The 17,393-nt window shown below is 60.6% G+C and carries 11 protein-coding genes and 1 pseudogene; 8 read left to right on the plus strand and 4 right to left on the minus strand.

Annotated features, from left to right (window positions below; genetic code table 11):
• Positions 1-9: 9 nt before the first annotated feature.
• Positions 10-2,354, minus strand: a pseudogene (gene metE, locus BLT85_RS08125) (5-methyltetrahydropteroyltriglutamate--homocysteine S-methyltransferase).
• Positions 2,355-2,471: 117 nt separating this feature from the next.
• Between metE and BLT85_RS08130 the strand changes: the two are divergent.
• The 5 genes from BLT85_RS08130 (at position 2,472) to BLT85_RS08150 (ending at position 7,697) form a co-directional block, all read left to right on the plus strand.
• On the plus strand, positions 2,472-3,386 hold the full coding sequence (locus BLT85_RS08130; RefSeq protein WP_093392989.1) for a LysR family transcriptional regulator: 915 nt from the start codon (positions 2,472-2,474) through the stop codon (positions 3,384-3,386).
• 217 nt (positions 3,387-3,603) lie between these two features.
• Positions 3,604-4,467, plus strand: coding sequence for an alpha/beta hydrolase family protein (locus BLT85_RS08135; protein WP_093392992.1), 864 nt, complete (start codon positions 3,604-3,606; stop codon positions 4,465-4,467).
• A gap of 300 nt (positions 4,468-4,767) precedes the next feature.
• Positions 4,768-5,625, plus strand: coding sequence for a poly(ethylene terephthalate) hydrolase family protein (locus BLT85_RS08140; RefSeq protein ID WP_093392995.1), 858 nt, complete (start codon positions 4,768-4,770; stop codon positions 5,623-5,625).
• 233 nt (positions 5,626-5,858) lie between these two features.
• Positions 5,859-6,725, plus strand: a complete 867-nt coding sequence (locus tag BLT85_RS08145) for a poly(ethylene terephthalate) hydrolase family protein (protein ID WP_093392998.1) — start codon at positions 5,859-5,861, stop codon at positions 6,723-6,725.
• A gap of 213 nt (positions 6,726-6,938) precedes the next feature.
• Positions 6,939-7,697: an SDR family oxidoreductase gene (locus BLT85_RS08150; protein WP_093393001.1), complete on the plus strand. Its 759-nt coding sequence runs from the start codon at positions 6,939-6,941 to the stop codon at positions 7,695-7,697.
• 64 nt (positions 7,698-7,761) lie between these two features.
• On the opposite strand, the gene BLT85_RS08155 is transcribed toward BLT85_RS08150, so the two are convergent.
• Positions 7,762-9,792 (minus strand): alpha/beta hydrolase, encoded by a 2,031-nt coding sequence (locus BLT85_RS08155; RefSeq protein ID WP_231701446.1) that lies wholly within the window; start codon positions 9,790-9,792, stop codon positions 7,762-7,764.
• Positions 9,793-9,981: 189 nt separating this feature from the next.
• On the opposite strand from BLT85_RS08155, the gene BLT85_RS08160 reads away from it, so the two are divergent.
• Positions 9,982-10,602, plus strand: coding sequence for a QsdR family transcriptional regulator (locus tag BLT85_RS08160; RefSeq protein ID WP_093393007.1), 621 nt, complete (start codon positions 9,982-9,984; stop codon positions 10,600-10,602).
• Here the strand turns inward: BLT85_RS08160 and BLT85_RS08165 are convergent.
• The gene (locus tag BLT85_RS08165; RefSeq protein ID WP_093393010.1) at positions 10,599-12,194 is read right to left on the minus strand and encodes an ATP-binding protein; all 1,596 of its coding nucleotides are present in this window, start codon (positions 12,192-12,194) and stop codon (positions 10,599-10,601) included. The genes BLT85_RS08160 and BLT85_RS08165 overlap by 4 nt on opposite strands.
• Positions 12,191-12,904: a response regulator transcription factor gene (locus BLT85_RS08170; RefSeq protein ID WP_093393013.1), complete on the minus strand. Its 714-nt coding sequence runs from the start codon at positions 12,902-12,904 to the stop codon at positions 12,191-12,193. Before BLT85_RS08170 ends, BLT85_RS08165 begins: the two co-directional genes overlap by 4 nt.
• Positions 12,905-13,064: 160 nt before the next feature.
• Between BLT85_RS08170 and BLT85_RS08175 the strand changes: the two genes are divergently transcribed.
• Positions 13,065-14,012 carry an acetamidase/formamidase family protein gene (locus tag BLT85_RS08175; protein WP_093393015.1) on the plus strand — a complete coding sequence of 316 codons (948 nt, stop codon included), beginning with the start codon at positions 13,065-13,067 and terminating at the stop codon, positions 14,010-14,012.
• Between the two features lie 425 nt (positions 14,013-14,437).
• The gene (locus BLT85_RS08180) at positions 14,438-17,284 is read left to right on the plus strand and encodes a ribonucleoside-diphosphate reductase subunit alpha (RefSeq protein WP_093393019.1); all 2,847 of its coding nucleotides are present in this window, start codon (positions 14,438-14,440) and stop codon (positions 17,282-17,284) included.
• The last annotated feature ends 109 nt before the right edge of the window (positions 17,285-17,393 follow it).

Genomic DNA, 17,393 nt, shown 5'->3' on the forward strand with positions numbered 1-17,393 from the left:
GAAGGGTCGCTACTCTACAGGCTGCGCCCTGGCAGTAGAAGGCTCCCTGCCATGCAGCGGCGAGCCTTGCGTGACACCAAGCTCGGCTCGCAGCCGCTGCGCCGCCTCGATCATCGCTGACAAGGCTTGACGCACCTCCACCCAGCCGCGCGTTTTCAGCCCACAGTCCGGGTTCACCCAGAGCCGCTCCAGCGGGATAAGTCGTGCCGCCCTGCGCAGCAGCTCCAACATCTCGCCAGTATTCGGAACACGCGGGGAGTGAATATCATAGACGCCCGGACCGATGGCGTTGGGATAATCGAAGCTATCGAAAGCATCCAGCAAGCGCATTGCAGAACGTGATGTTTCAATGGTGATGACGTCGGCATCCATCGCTGCGATCGCATCGATCACGCCATTGAATTCGCTGTAGCACATATGGGTGTGTATCTGCGTGTCGTCCCGTACGACGCTTGCGCTCAGCCGAAAGGCTTCAGCCGCCCAGGCCAGATAGTCCGCTTGCGCGCCTTTGCGCAGCGGAAGCCCTTCGCGAAACGCCGGCTCGTCGATTTGCACGATGGCGATGCCGGCCCGCTCGAGGTCGGTCACTTCATCGCGGATGGCCAGGGCAAGTTGCCGGGCGCTGACACGCGGCAGAACATCCTCGCGCGGGAATGACCACATGAGCATGGTCACCGGGCGGTCAGCATCCCTTTCACTGGCAGAGCGGTCAGGCCTTGTGCATAGACCGTCCAGTCCACCGTCATGGGGCTGGGCCGGCTTATGTCTCCAATGATGATCGGAGGCTTCACGCAGCGCGAACCATAACTCTGCACCCAGCCGAAACGGCTGAAGGCGTAGCCCCTTAGCTGCTGACCGAAGTACTCGACCATGTCGTTACGCTCTGCCTCGCCATGCACCAGCACATCCAGGCCCAGATGTTCCTGCTCGGCGATGACCGAGGCTATCTCGGTCTGCATGGCTGTCCTGTATTCGTCTTCGCTGATCCGTCCTTCGCGCTGCGCCGCACGGGCGGAGCGGATTGCTGCGGTCTGCGGAAACGAGCCAATCGTAGTAGTGGGTAGCGCCGGCAAGCGCAGCCGTTTTTGCTGAACCAGGGCACGCTGCGCATAGGCTGATCCGCGCTGGGCGTCCTCTGGCAGGGTCGCCGCAACGCGTTGACCGACCTGGGTGTCATGAATCCGAATCGACGTCGTGCGGTTCTGCTGAATCTCACTCGAGCGCCTGAGTGCGGCCTGGACCTGCGGATCCGCCGAAGACGTGAGAGCTTTGGCGAGTAGCGCGGTTTCCTCAAGTTTTTGCACAGCGAAGGCCAGCCAGTCGCGCAATTCGGCATCGAGGTCTGTCTCGCTGGCAAGATCCACCGGGCAATGCAGTAGCGAACAGCTCGGGGCAACCCAGATGTCGCCGCTACGATGCTCACGTGCCTGCTCAAGCAGCGCCAGGGCTCGCTTCATATCACAGCGCCAGACGTTGCGCCCGTTGACCAGCCCCAGCGACAGCACCTTGTAGGACGGCAAGCGATCAAGCACCCCGGGCAGTTGGTGCGGCGCCCTGACGAGATCGACATGGAGCCCGGCAACAGGTAACGCGCAGGCCAGCCCCAGATTGTCTTCAAGCCCACCGAAATAGGTGGCCAGCAGCAGCTTCACGGGGGTGCGCTGCAGCTGGTTATAGGCGGCCTCGTAAGCCGCTTTCCAGTCTGCCGGCAGATCCAGCACCAGCGCGGGTTCGTCAATCTGTACCCACTCCACGCCCTGCTCGGCCAGCTTCTCCAGTATTTGCGCATAAACCGTCAGTAGCGGTTCGAGCAGCTCGAGCCGATCGAAGTCCTCGCCAGCGCAGCGGCCCAGCCAAAGATAAGTCAGAGGCCCCAGCAGCACCGGCTTGGGCGTAAAACCGAGAGCCTGCGCCTCGGCTACCTCATCGAACAATTGCAACCAGCCCAGTCGAAAGGCCTGATCGCGGCTGAACTCGGGTACCAGATAGTGGTAGTTGGTATCGAACCATTTGGTCATCGCACACGCCGGTAGCGACTCGCCGCGACGATTCACGCCACGAGCCATGTGAAACAGCGTGTCAATGTCAGCATCGGCAGGAGAACCAAACCGCTCCGGCACGGCGCCGACCATCAGGCTGTGCGTAAGCACATGGTCGTACCAGGCGAAATCGCCGACTACAACCGAGTCGAGTCCGGCCTCGGCTTGCAACTGCCAATGCCGTTCACGCAGCGCCTTGCCGGTTTGATGAAGATCGTCCGGGCTGCTCGTGCCGGCCCAGTAGGCTTCCAGGGCGTGCTTGAGTTCCCGGTGAGCGCCAATGCGTGGAAAGCCGAGAATATGCGCAGCGGTCATGATCGTGCTCCTGATTCGATTCGTGGTGGCATATGGTCAAGCCCACGGCTGAATGAATCAAACTCAACTCCGTCATGTTAAGCTTTAGAAATTCTCAAGTTGAATTCAGGAATAGCCATGCTGGAAATCCGTCATCTGAAGACACTGGTCGCGCTCCGCGAAGCGGATAGTCTGGTTGAGGCGGCCGAACGGCTGCATCTAACGCAGTCCGCTCTCTCCCACCAGCTGAAGGATCTGGAAGAGCGCCTGGGTCTGCCTCTGTTCGTGCGCAAAAGCCGCCCGGTACGCTTCACCAGCGCCGGACTACGGCTGCTTCGACTGGCCGACAAGATGCTACCGGAGCTGCGCCAGGCAGAACGCGATCTGCATCGCCTGGCCGGTGGTCAGGCCGGCAGACTGCACATGGCGATCGAATGCCACAGCTGCTTTCAGTGGCTGATGCCGACCATCGATCAGTTCCGCAATGCGTGGCCGGACGTAGAGGTCGATTTCGCCTCGGGATATTTTTTCGCCCCCCTGCCAGCGCTCGCACGTGGCGATCTGGACCTGGTGGTGACCTCGGACCCACAGGAGATCCCGGGCGTGACCTATGTCCAGTTGTTCACGTATGAGGCCCTGCTCGCGGTGAGCAATCAGCATCCGTTGGCCAGCCGCAGCCACGTATTGCCTCCGGACCTGTCCGACGAGACATTGATATGCTATCCGGTCGAGCGCGAACGACTGGATGTGTTCAAGCACTTTCTCGACCCCGCAGGCGTCGAACCCGCCTCGATCCGCAATGCTGAACTCACCGTCATGATGCTGCAACTCGTGGCTTCGGGACGCGGCGTCTGCTGCCTCCCCAACTGGGCCGTCGCCGAATATGCGCAGCGAGGCTACGTGACGGCTCGCCGACTCGGCGACACAGGCCTGTTCGGCACGCTGTACGCCGCAGTTCGCGCCGACATGCTCGAATCCGCCTATCTGCAGGACTTCCTGCTGACGGCCAAGGACATCTCGTTTTCGACGCTCGATGGCGTGCGTGCCGGATAACGGGACTTCCGCTTTCGAAGGAAGTTCCCACCAGTCCCAGCCTTTCCCATACTTTGCGCATGATCGCGCATTTTAGGAGCAATTTGCCCGCAGTTCACCCAAACAGGCGAGTTTAAAAAGTAGTGCAAAGCTCTACATTCGTCGACCAGAGTGCTGCGGTTGGCTTCTCGCCAAGCACTCCAGGCAGATAACAACAATTTCCTGAAGGTATGACGAAATGAAAGCACCTGCTTACAAACTCACTGGCCTTGCCCTGGGCCTGATGCTGTCTACCGCTGCACTGGCAAACAACCCCACTCCTCCCCCGACCGATCCAGGCGATGGCGGTGATTTTCCGGCTGTATCCGATTTCAGCCGTTCCGGTCCGTTTGCCACCACCAGCGGCAACGAAGGCCCAAGCTGCACTATCTACCGTCCGCGTACCCTCGGCGAAGCCGGTCGCGATCATCCGATCATCATCTGGGGTAACGGCACTGGCGCATCGCCCAGCACCTACAGCGGGATCCTCACTCACTGGGCGAGCCATGGATTTGTGGTCGCAGCCGCACGTACTTCCAATGCCGGTTCGGGCGAAGAAATGATCGACTGCCTGGATTATCTGGTTCAGCAGAACAACCGCAGCACCGGCACCTATGCCGGCAACCTGAACGTCAACCGCGTCGGCGCAGCGGGTCACTCGCAGGGCGGCGGCGGCACCATCATGGCCGGCCAGGATAACCGTGTCACGGTCACTGCTCCTTTCCAGCCGTACACCATCGGACTGGGTCATCGTTCGTCTTCGCAGAGCAACCAGAACGGCCCGATGTTCCTGATGACCGGGGGCAGCGACACCATTGCCAGCCCCACCTTGAACGCCGCACCGGTATTCAACCGGGCAAACGTGCCGGTGTTCTGGGGCGAGCTGGAAGGTGCCAGTCACTTTGAGCCGGTCGGCAATGCCGGCGATTACCGTGGTCCGTCCACGGCCTGGTTCCGCTTCCATCTGATGAATGACAGCAGCGCCCAGAGCACCTTCTACGGCAGCAACTGCGGCCTGTGTACTGACCGTGACTGGACCGTTCGTCGCAAGGGCATCAACTAAGCGATAAACCAAACCTGTCGAAGAAACCGAAACCGGCTGCCTTGTGCAGCCGGTTTTTTTGCGTCTGGCCCCCGCGCCAGAGCAGCCCGGGACCAGGGGCATGCCTCCCGCAGGCTTCGCAAAGATTGATGCGAAAAAAGACCTCATTTGAACGTTTTTGTAGTTTTGTCTCGTTTTTAACCCGAATAGGCGAGTGATCGGTCGTGAGCCTACCGGTACCTTGAGCCGGCGTCGATTACTGCGGTTGGCTATGCCATAGGGCGGCGCATCGTCCCACAACAAGTAAAAGAGAGAGACTCCATGAATGCACCTCTAATGAAGTACAGCGGCCTTACCCTGGGCCTTATGTTTTCCGCTAGCGTGCTGGCAGGCAATCCCGATACAGGTGGTGGTGATACCGGCACAGGTTTCCCGGGCGTTTCAAATTTCGCCAGCTCCGGCCCCTTTGCCACGACTAGCGGTAACGAAGGTCCCAGCTGCCGCATCTATCGCCCTCGCACGCTCGGCGCAGAAGGTCGCGACCATCCAATCATCATCTGGGGGAACGGCACCGGCTCGACGCCGAGCACCTATGGCAGCCTGCTCGAGCACTGGGCCAGCCATGGCTTCGTAGTCGCTGCAGCGCGTACCTCCAACGCCGGGTCGGGGCGTGAGATGATTGCCTGCCTGGACTACCTGGTTGAACAGAACGGCCGCAGCTTCGGCACCTACTCCGGTAACCTCAATGTCAACCGCGTTGCTACCGCAGGCCATTCGCAGGGCGGCGGCGGCAGCATCATGGCCGGGCAGGACAGCCGCATAACCGTAACGGCTCCGTTCCAGCCTTACACCATCGGTCTGGGACATCGCTCTTCCTCGCAGAGCAACCAGAATGGTCCGATGTTCCTGATGACCGGCGGCAGCGATGTGATCGCCAGCCCGTCGCTCAACGCAGCTCCGGTATTCAATCGTGCCAACGTGCCGGTGTTCTGGGGTGAGCGTACCAGCGCCAGCCATTTCGAGCCGGTGGGTAACGGCGGCGATTATAGGGGTCCGTCGACCGCCTGGATGCGCTTTCACCTGATGGACGACCAGAGCGCAGAGAGCACCTTCTACGGTTCGCGCTGTGATCTGTGTACCGATTACCGCTGGGATGTTCGTCGCAAGGGTATCAACTGATAGCAGAACTTGCTCTGCAAGCCGGCGGCTCGGGTCGCCGGCTTTTTCGCGCCTTCAAGCTGTCCAAACAATGTCAAAATGATTCTATATTATTGATTTTGTAAGCTATTTCACCCAAATAGGCGAGTGATTGACCAACCGGTCACCAGTAAGGTCTACGGGTGCCGAGCACTGTAGTTGGGATGCACCATTGCGCTCCGTCATGATCCACAACAACTCGACCTAGAGAGAACATGATGAAATCACCCCTCTTCACCCTGTCAGGCCTCGCACTTGGGCTTCTGATTTCCACCTCAGCTCTGGCTGGAAATCCCACCCCCACTCCGCCGCCAGGCGAAGTTGAATCGGGATTCCCAGCGGTCGCAGACTTCGCCGCGACCGGCCCGTTCGCAACCACCAGCGAAAGCCAGGGCACCGGCTGCCAGGTGTATCGTCCGACCCAACTTGGCGAAAATGGCCTCGACCATCCCATCATCCTCTGGGGTAACGGTACCGGTGGCTCACCCAGTACTTACGGCGACCTGCTCAGCCATTGGGCGAGCCACGGTTTCGTTGTCGCGGCGGCCACCACTTCGAACGCAGGTAGCGGACAGGAAATGCTTGCGTGCCTGAATCGGCTCGTGACGCTGAACAACCGCAGCTATGGCGCCTACTCCGGCAATCTCAACGTGAACATGGTTGGGGTTTCTGGTCATTCCCAGGGCGGCGGTGGCGCGATCATGGCCGGTCAGGATAGCCGCGTCACAGTGACCGCCCCGTTCCAGCCGTACGTGTTGGGTCTGGGCCACGAGACTTCGTCGCAGTTCAACCAGAACGGACCGATGTTCCTCATGACCGGAAGCAATGACACCCTCGCCGGACCGGCTCTTAACGGTACTCCGGTGTTCCGCAATGCCAATGTTCCGGTGTTCTGGGGCAATCTGGAAGGTGTTGGGCACTTCGAGCCAGTCGGCGACGGCGGCGGTTATCGCGGCCCGTCTACTGCCTGGTATCGCTTTCATCTGATGGGCGATTCCAACGCTGAAGATGTGTTCTATGGCGCTACTTGCGAGCTGTGCGTTGACCCGGATTGGGAAGTTCAGAAAAAAGGCATTCAGTAAGTTTGCCAAACGACTCACGGGTCGTAGTCAGAAAGGGTCGCTGCCGTCCAGGCGCGACCCTTTTTTGTGAACAGAGCAAATACCCACCCCACCCCACCGCTCCACTCCATTTTCACACCAGCTTTCGGCGTGCGTACTCCACTGCATGCCTTGCCGCGCCCGGCAATTTGCACTACAACGAGACACTCTCGCCGAGCCTCAATAAGGAATGCCATGAATAACTCCAACAAGGTCGCTCTGATTACAGGTGCCGGAACCGGTATCGGCCGCGCCGCTGCGCTCGCCCTGCTACGCGACGGGTATCAGGTCGCATTGGCAGGCAGGCGAATCGAGGCATTGGAGGAGACCGCTCGGCTGGCCGGGGACCTGTCATCCCAATCGCTATGCGTTGCCTGTAATGTCGGCGACCCCGACTCGGTAAAGAATATGTTTGAGCAGATCGAACAGCGCTTCGGCCGTCTGGACGTCCTCTTCAACAACGCCGGCACCGGCGCCCCGCCGCTTCCGCTGGAAGACCTCTCCTACGCCCACTGGAAAACCGTCGTCGATACCAACTTGACCGGCGCGTTCCTCTGCACGCAACAGGCATTTCGCATCATGAAAAGCCAGACGCCGATGGGCGGACGGATCATCAACAACGGCTCGATCTCGGCGCACGCTCCGCGTCCCAACTCGGCTCCTTATACATCGACCAAGCACGCCATGACCGGGCTGACCAAGTCCACTTCGCTGGATGGCCGCAAGTACAACATCGCCTGTGGCCAGATCGACATTGGAAACGCCGCAACGGACATGGCCATTCCCATGCAACGCGGTGTACCACAGGCGCACGGTGCCATCGCGCCGGAACCCGTCATGGATGTGGAAGACGTGGCCAGGGCCGTGGTACACATGGCCGGCCTGCCGCTGGAGAGCAACATCCAGTTCATGACCATCATGGCAACCCAAATGCCCTTTATCGGTCGAGGCTGACGCCCAAAGGCGAGCACGAAAAAACCCGGCACCAGGCCGGGTTTTTTTGCTTTGCGGGGCCGGATTACTCAGCGTTACGCTCTATAAACGACAACAGCGGCCCGATCACGTTGTTGGTCGCGTCATCGTCGGCGGTAAGGACGTCGTTGTGGGAGTATCCCTCGCTGATGTACACCTCGAAACCACCTTCAACGCCGCCAAACTGCGGGAACGCACTGAAGTCGGTCGCTCCGCTTAGCATTCTCGGGGTACCCACCCGGCAGCTTTGCGCCGCGCAGGGTGCAATCGAGTTGGCGATGCCGCGCCACGAGCCCGGCAAAGGGGCAAGCCCATTGCTGCCACCGAAGGCAATGACGGGTACATCAATGCTTCTGGCCTGGGTCTGGTTGACGATGTCCGCCCGACCGCGCCCACCCAGCTCGACTGGTAGCGACAGCGCACTGGTGTCCAGACCGAGGTTGGCCCCGCCATTATCCGAGTTGCCCAGTAGCAAACCTGTAGACGGGTAGTACCAATCACTGAAGTTGCTTTGTCCGGCATAAAACGCAGGAGTAAGCCGCCCAAGGTTGGTCGGCTCGACTTCCTGCCCCCAGAAGCGTGGCGTGGTGAGCATCGAAGTCAGGGCGGGACCGTTATCATTAAGCGCTGCTGGCGGCAGCGGCTGATCGTTATCGAGCCATTCCAGCAGGCCCTCGGCATTCAACGAACCAGGCGCCCCAATGGAGATGGCGTAAAAAACCGGACTATCGGAATTGTCGTCATCCTGGAACGTGCCCACCGAGCTGCCTGCAGTCACCGGAACCGGGCGGTCGCTGAAGTTCGCCACCTGCTGATAGACGTTATTGGTCCGACCGTTGAGGTCCGCGCCAAAGGCCCGCTGCAACAGAGACTGACTGCCGTTGATGGTTTCCTCCACCGCCATTTGCAAACCGGATACCTCGGTCGAGGCGACCTGCCGAGGCCCGAGGCCCGGGGCGTTGATGTAGGCGGGCGCGCCAGCTACCGAGGCGGCATACAGACCCCCATCCGCTGCAGCGATGACCGCATCCAGATCCGCTTCGTCGGGCGGCGTAGACGCAACCGAGCTACCCGTCCCTTCGAACAGGATCATCCCGCGCAGCTTGGCGTAGCCGGGCTCTTCGGCACCTTCGTAACTCAGGTTGAAATCGGTGGCAGCGTAACGGGTGACGAAGCCTGCCCCGGCGGAGTGGCCACCAAGAAAAACGTTGCCGTTTCGGGCAGTCTCACGCGCACGCTCGACCACCGCGTCGATATCGAACGAGTGTACCTGGGGTGACCAAGAGGCCATGAAGGGCGCATCTGCCTGGTCATAAAACACCGCGCGCCGGTCCAGCTCCGGCGGCAGTTCGAGACCTAGCTCATCGCCATAAAGAAAATTCACCGCCAATTCCGGGCTCCCTTCTCGTTCGGCGATATCCAGGCCATCGGTATCTTCCAGCAAAGTCGAACGCCGTTCGAAGCCCCATATTTCGACAACCAGGTCCTGTTCGGCTGCGCGCGCCATCAGGTTTTCAGCCAGGCGCAGATAATTGTGCGACCCACCCAGCGTCCCAGGCACCACCACCAGAATCGCATCCGGCTGTCGATCCATCTGGCCGGCCAGGGCGTAGCGTACGTATAACGCCTTGTTAAGGTCGGCATCCGCGCCCAGGTGTGTCAGCAGCTTCGGATCGCTGACGGCTACGCCGGCGGTTCCTGGCGTGTTGGCGGCCTTGGCCTCGCTGGGCAGGACAAAGCGCTCAACGCACATTTCATTTACGGTCACAGCGTTGTCGGAACCGCCGCATCCTTGCGTGACGGCGGGCGGTGTATCGTTTGACGAGTCGCCGCCAATGCAGGCGCTTAGTCCCAGCGCGGCCGAGAGTAAGATGGACGCACGAATAGCGGTGGAGAGCGGGCTCTGTTGCATGGGTAGTCTCCTGCCCGGCTTGCCGGGCTTGTTGTTATTGTCGAAGCGATGCGAGGGCATCTGCTTCAACGTAGCAAGCGAACCCGGCCGCAACTTGAACGTGTTTGCGGTTTGCCCGTCGATCGGGCCATTATTCGGCAACCGGCTGTCAGTCCATTGACTCATGGCCCATTAACTGTCTCATAGCGAAACGAAATTGACGCCATTAGTTACCTATGTAACAGGCGCTTACAACTGCTTCGCTACGACCTTCGTCTTACACCTGAACCATCGACAAGACACTTTTCTTCTTGGTATCGCTCGGGCTACCATAGGCATCGATTATTTCTTAAAGCTCCCGAATAGGCAGTCAATATGAGCAACCAGACCCCGCTGTCCATGGCCTTGTCGCAACGCAAGTCGGACGAACGCGCCACTCCGCTTAGCGCGTTTCGCATGGCTCGCCGCTGGTGGCTCGAAGGTCGCAGACTGAACCTTTCGCTGCTCGCCGAGGAACTGGATGTGGGTCGCGCGACGCTGATGCGCTGGGTGGGCAACAAAGACCTGCTCATGGGCGAGATTCTCTGGTCGCTGTATCGCAACATCTATGACGAGGCAATCGCACGCGCCGAGGCAGATCCCAAGCTGGACGGAATCGATTTCCTGACCCAAATCTACACCGACATCAACGTCGCTCTGATCAACGCGCAACCGCTGCACGACTTCCTGCGCAACGAACCGCAATGGGGTCTGCAATTACTGACGTCGAATGTGTCGGGGCTGCAGCAGCGGCTGGTCGACACCTGGGCCAGATTGTTCGACAAGGAACTCCGTGCTGGCCGGATCAACCCGGAAATGGACGCCGATACCCTCGCGTATTTCATCATTCGGATAGGTGAAGGGACGATCTACTGTGATCTGATCTGCGGACGCACGCCTGACCCACAGCCGGCCTCGCATGCGTTCCGCCTGCTGGTGAATGGTCACTGCAGCTAAGGTCGCCGCGACGGCCAATCCAGAATAAAAGCCGCCCCGCCGAGCAGACGAGACTGTTCGGCACGGGCCCTCCCCTGATGCCAGAAGAGCACTCTGCGTACGATAGACAAGCCAAGTCCGTAGCCGCCTGATGCGCGGGTGCGGCTGTCATCCAATCGCAGGAATGGCGTAAAAATACGCTCGCGGAATGCCTCCGGAATACCCGGGCCATCGTCCTCGACTGTGACTCGGCAGCGTCCATGTTCGACGCGTGTGGTAACCAGCACCCGCTCACTCGCATGACGCATGGCATTGCTTATCAAATTGGCGATCGCGCGCTGCAGATAACGAGGCTCGGCGGCGACCTGTGTGCCCCTGCCTTGCGTCTGGTCGACATGCTCCAGAGAAATCGAGCGGCTCAACGGGGCGAGCTCCGTGATCACCTGATCAACCAGAGAGGGAACATCCGTGGCAACCAGCGTCAGAGCCGGCGCGCCCTGCTCCAGCCGCGCGTAGGTCAGGATCTCGTCGACCAGCATGTCGAGTTCGCTCAGATCGCCGTCCATCCCTTCGAGGTAGCGCTTTCGATCCTCGTCAGTAGCAGCAGTTTCGACCATTTCCAGCCCGAAGCGCAGGCGCGCGACGGGGGTGCGCAACTCGTGCGATACCGCCCCGATCATCTCCCGCTGCAGACGCATCAACCGCTGCAGGTGGCTGGCCATGTCATTGAACGCGCGCGAAAGACGGCCTACCGAATCCTGCCCCGCGGTGCTGACCCGGGTGTCCAGATTGCCTCGGGTAATGTGGCTGGCGGCTGATTCGAGGGTACGCAGTCGTTGTTCCAGCTGGCGTACCAGTAGATAGATCAGCAGACCCCCGAGCGTGAGCACCAGCAGGCCGGTGATCACCAACAGTTGAGTGGGATACGGATCCATTCGATAAAGCGGGCCGAGCCCCAGCACCCAGTTGGTGTTGGGGATCTTCACGTACAAGAGCACCGAGTCCCCTTCCGGGCCCAAAGCCATGACGGTGTCGCTTTCTTCCAGCCGCCGGCGCTGGTCCAGATCAAGATCGCCGTTATCGATCGGTGTCAGATGCAGTGGATAGCCAAATCCTTTCTCCCGGCGCAGCTGCTGGAGCCGCTTGGGCATCGCCTCCTCCGGATAGCGCACCAGTTCATCGGTGATCAGATACAGCGTGGCACGACCGAGCTGTTCGGAAATGCGCTGGATGTTTGCGGTCAGGACGATCGATTCGGACAGATCGACCAAGGCGTAGACGCGTACCTGCGGTGGCGCCTGAGGCCGTACCAGCACCCGGCCCTGGATCAACCGTGCCCAGTAGTTGGATTCCAGGTCGAGATCGTCCAGTTGCGCCAGCTCCAGCGGCACGCCGATCAAGCGCGTCCACGCCGCCAGTGCGCGCAGTCGCTCGGACTGATCCATCGGCTGCAGATTGTCCGCCATCAGACGAAAGGTGCCGCTGGCGATCCGTTCGCGATAATCCTCTACCCTCGCGACATTGACCATCTGAACGATCAACAGACCAAGCAGTGACACCGTCACGAGCACCAGCAACATGCCGCCGTAAATGCGGAAAAAGATCGAGTTCACTGATCGGACTCGGGCGCCACGAACAGATAGCCCTTGCTACGTACCGTCTTGATGATGCGCGGCATCTCCGGGTCGTCACCGATCTTCGGCCGTATCCGCGAGATGCGCACGTCGATCGAGCGATCCTGCCCGTCGTACTCGATGCCGCGCAAGGCCACGAAGGTTTCCTCTCGACTGAGAATTCGCCCGGCATTGCTGGCCAGCAGCCAGAGCAGATCGAACTCGGCACCGGTCAGGTCGATCAGTTCACCGTTTAGCCAGGCCTCGCGGCGGCCATGGTCAACCGCCAGCGCACCGAATTCGAGACGCTTCGGCGCGGCCTGCTGGTCGGCTTCGCCACGTCGACGCAGCAAGGCGCGGATGCGTGCGAGCAGCACCTGCGGGCGCACCGGCTTGTTGACGTAGTCATCCGCACCCAGCTCCAGACCCTGGATATGGTCCTGATCATCACTGCGTGCGGTCAGCATCAGAATCGGCCGGGTAAACCCCGAAGCGCGAAGGCGCTTGCAGATGCTCAGCCCATCTTCGCCGGGTAACATCAAATCGAGCACCACCAGCGATGGCGGGTCGCCGAGAATGCGATCGACCGCCGCACCGCCGTCGGCCTCGGTTTCTACAGCCAGTCCCTGGCTTTCAAGAAAGTCCCCAATCAACGCTGCCAGCTTCCGATCATCTTCGACGATCAGGATGCGCTCACGATCTGCGTCCATCACACCACCAAAGCCATGCCCAGCGAAAAGAGCCGCCGATTGTAGCAATCGGCCGGAGAAACACCTAGCGGCAGGCTGGACGATCCGCCGGGCAGCACCAAGGCGCTCAGAGCGCCTATGCTGATGACTGAAACCGTACACTGGCAAACAGGAGCCAAGCATGGGTCACTTCTCGCCCATCAAGACCATTCACAGCCATTGTCACCATCTCGGCTGGGACAATCGCATCGACCCGGTCGTCCGCGTGGAGCCGGGCAGCACGATCGAACTGCAATGTCTCGATGCCAGCAATGGTCACTTTCGGCCCGACTCGACAGCCGGTGCGGTCGATACGCTTCCGCCGGATAAAACCAACCCCGTTACTGGCCCAATCTATGTGGCAGGGGCTGAGCCGGGTGACATTCTGGCGATCACGCTGGACAGTTTTCGTCCTTCCGGCTTTGGCTGGACGGCCATCATTCCCGGCTTCGGGCTCCTCGCAGATCAGTTCCCGGCGGCCGCTCTGCACCTGTGGACCTACGATCAGCATGCGCGCCATCCGGCCGCATTCGGATCCTTCGCTCGCATCCCGTTGCGCCCCTTCGCGGGCACGCTCGGCGTAGCCCCGGTTGAACCAGGAACGCATTCGGTCATACCGCCGCGCCGGATCGGCGGCAATCTTGATACCCGGGATCTGTGTGCTGGGAGCACGCTCTACCTGCCGGTCGAGGTGACCGGCGCACTGTTCTCGATGGGGGACACCCATGCCGCTCAAGGCGATGGCGAGGTGTGCGGCACGGCGATCGAAAGCGCGATGGATGCCACGCTGAAGCTGGATCTTATCAAGCAGACACCCCTGGCCATGCCGCGCTTCAGCACCCCCGGCCCGGTCACCCGCCACCTCGACGCCTCAGGCTACGAAGTCTTTACCGGCGTTGGCTCGGACTTGCTCCAGGCCGCACGCGACGCGGTCAGCGGTGCCATCGACTGGATGTGTCGCGAGCAGCAGATGCCCGCCGAGCAGGCCTATATGCTCTGCTCGGTCTGCGCCGACCTTCGCATCAGCGAGATCGTGGACATGCCCAACGTCGTCGTATCGTTTTACCTACCGCGCGTGGTTTTCGAATAGACGTAGGGTGGACACGCGAAGCTTGTCCACCAAAACTCCCCGTAACCCGCCAAGCGGTGGATAACGCTGCGCGGTTATCCACCCGACGATTGAGCCGGATCTGGGCTGAAACACAACATATTGTGTTTGTGGATTACTTTTTTTCTATCTGTGGATAGCCACACGTAACCCGCGCGCCCTCACGCTTCCCGCGATGACCACTCCTATGGATAACTTCTCCACTCCGCAGACGCCGCTTGCGCATGGGAAATACGCACACTATGTTGTGCAAATAAATTATCGAACCACAACATGTAGTTTTCGCTCGGGTGCGCCAGGAAAAGCGAAAGGGTTACCACCCGACGCTCCGATAAGGCTCTCGACTAGAGCAATGCCCGACGCCTCACCTTACATGTTGTGTTCACGGTTATGGACAGGAGATCCCAATGCACACCGAAACCAGCACCACCGAAGCCCTAACCCCAATTGCCGCCCCGTCAGGCGACCCGTCGGATCAACACCTGGCCCCCGGCCAGCTTCGTGTAATCAAGCGAAACGGTGCGCTGGTGGGTTACACCGAGGACAAGATCCGCATCGCCATCACCAAGGCATTCCTCGCAGTTGAAGGTGGCCAGGCCGCGGCATCAAGCCGCATCCGCGCAACGGTGGACGAGCTGGCCTCAACCATCAGTGCTACCTTTCTCCGTCGCATGCCCTCGGGCGGCACCCTGCATATCGAAGACATTCAGGATCAGGTCGAGCTGGCTCTGATGCGCTCGGGCGAGCAGAAAGTCGCCCGCGCCTATGTGCTATATCGCGAAGAGCACGCGCGCCAGCGTCAGGCGCGCGGCGGGCATCAGCCGGTCGAAGCGCACCCGAGCATTCGCGTCACACTGGACGATGGCAGCCAGCAACCGCTGGACATCGGTCGCCTGCGCATTCTGATCACCGAAGCCTGCGAAGGCCTGGCTGAGGTAGAGGGTGAGCTGATCGAGCGGGAGACACTCAAGAATCTGTATGACGGCGCCACCCAGCGCGATGTAAATACCGCGCTGGTGATGACGGCACGGACGTTGGTCGAGCGCGAACCCAACTACAGCCACGTCACCGCACGCCTGTTGCTGGACACGCTTCGCGCCGAAGCGTTGAGCTTTCTCGGCGTAGCGGACAGCGCCACGCACCACCAGATGGCCGACCTCTATTCTGCCGCGCTGCCCGCCTACGTCGAGGCCGGCATACGGCACGAGCTGCTCGACCCACGCCTGGTCGAGTTCGACCTGGCGCAGCTAGGCGCTGCCATCGATCACCAGCGCGATCAGCTTTTCACCTACCTGGGCCTGCAAACGCTGTACGACCGCTACTTCATCCACAAGGACGGCGTACGCTTCGAGTTGCCTCAGGTCTTCTTCATGCGCGTGGCGATGGGTCTGGCGGTAGAGGAACCGCAGAAAAACCGGCGCGCCATCGAGTTCTATCAGTTGCTCTCAAGCTTCGACTACATGGCTTCGACGCCAACGCTGTTCAATGCCGGCACCCTGCGCCCGCAACTATCGAGCTGCTACCTGACGACGGTCCCCGACGATCTGGGCGGCATCTACAGCGCGCTGCGCGATAACGCCCTGCTGTCGAAATTTGCCGGCGGGCTGGGCAACGACTGGACCAACGTGCGCGCGCTCGGCGCCTACATCAAGGGCACCAACGGCAAGAGCCAGGGTGTGGTGCCGTTTCTCAAGGTGGTCAACGACACCGCCGTGGCGGTCAACCAGGGCGGCAAGCGTAAGGGCGCAGTGTGCGCGTATCTTGAAACCTGGCACCTGGATATCGAGGAATTCCTCGAGCTGCGCAAGAACACCGGCGACGACCGTCGCCGCACGCATGACATGAACACCGCCAACTGGATTCCGGACCTGTTCATGAAGCGCGTCTTTGATGACGGCCAGTGGACCCTGTTTTCGCCGTCGGACGTGCCCGACCTGCACGACCTCATCGGCGCCGCATTCGAAGCGCGCTACGAGCACTACGAGGCCCTCGCGGCGGGCGGTCATATCAAGCTGCACAAGACCCTTCAAGCGCGCGACTTGTGGCGCAAGATGCTGAGCATGCTCTTCGAGACCGGCCACCCCTGGCTGACGTTCAAGGACACCTGCAACCTGCGCAGCCCGCAGCAGCATGTCGGCATCGTGCATAGCTCGAATCTCTGCACCGAGATTACGCTGAACACCAGTGATGATGAGATCGCCGTCTGCAACCTCGGCTCGATCAACCTGGTTAACCATATGGTCAATGGCCAGCTGGACACCGCCAAGCTGCAACGCACCGTCAATACCGCTGTGCGCATGCTGGATAACGTCATCGACATCAATTACTACAGCGTGCCGCAGGCAAGGAACGCGAACCTCAAGCATCGCCCGGTGGGTCTGGGGATCATGGGCTTTCAGGACGCGCTGTATCTTCAGCACATGGCGTACGGCACGGACGCCGCGGTGGATTTTGCCGACCGATCCATGGAGGCGATCAGCTACATCGCCATCCAGGCTTCCTGTGATCTGGCAGACGAGCGCGGTGCCTACGCCACCTTTAACGGGTCGTTGTGGAGCAAGGGCATCCTGCCGCTGGACTCGCTCGACATCCTCGCCGAGCAGCGCGGTGCGCAATACATTGAAGTCGACCGCAGCCAGACGCTGGACTGGGACGCCGTACGCAATCGCGTAAGAAACGGCATCCGCAACTCCAACATCATGGCCATCGCCCCGACCGCGACCATCGCGAACATCACCGGTGTATCGCAGTCGATCGAGCCGACGTATCAGAACCTGTACGTCAAATCGAACCTGTCCGGCGAATTCACCGTGATCAACCCGTATCTGGTGCGCGATCTCAAAGCGCGAAAGCTATGGGACCCAGTGATGGTCAATGATCTGAAGTTCTTCGACGGCTCGGTGCAGCAGATCGATCGCATCCCGGCGGACCTGAAGGCACGCTACGCCACCGCTTTCGAAGTCGACACCAAATGGATCGTCGAAGCCGCCAGCCGCCGGCAGAAATGGCTGGATCAGGCGCAGTCGCTGAACCTGTACATAGCCGGCGCCAGCGGCAAGAAGCTCGACGTGACCTATCGCATGGCCTGGTATCGCGGCCTGAAAACCACCTATTACCTGCGCGCCCTGGCCGCGACCAGTACGGAAAAGTCGACGGTCGACACCGGCAGGCTCAACGCCGTGTCGTCATCCGGCCCCGCTCCGGTGCCCCAGGCCTGCTCCATCGACAACCCGGACTGCGAAGCCTGCCAGTGAACATCGCGATAGCCCTGTAGGAGCGCCGCCCTCGGCGCGAAGCGGACTTTCAAAACCACACAAAACCCAACCCCTTCGCGGTCATGCCCGCTCCTACAGGTTCGCTTGC

The organism is Halopseudomonas xinjiangensis (genome assembly GCF_900104945.1).
GTDB lineage: Bacteria > Pseudomonadota > Gammaproteobacteria > Pseudomonadales > Pseudomonadaceae > Halopseudomonas > Halopseudomonas xinjiangensis.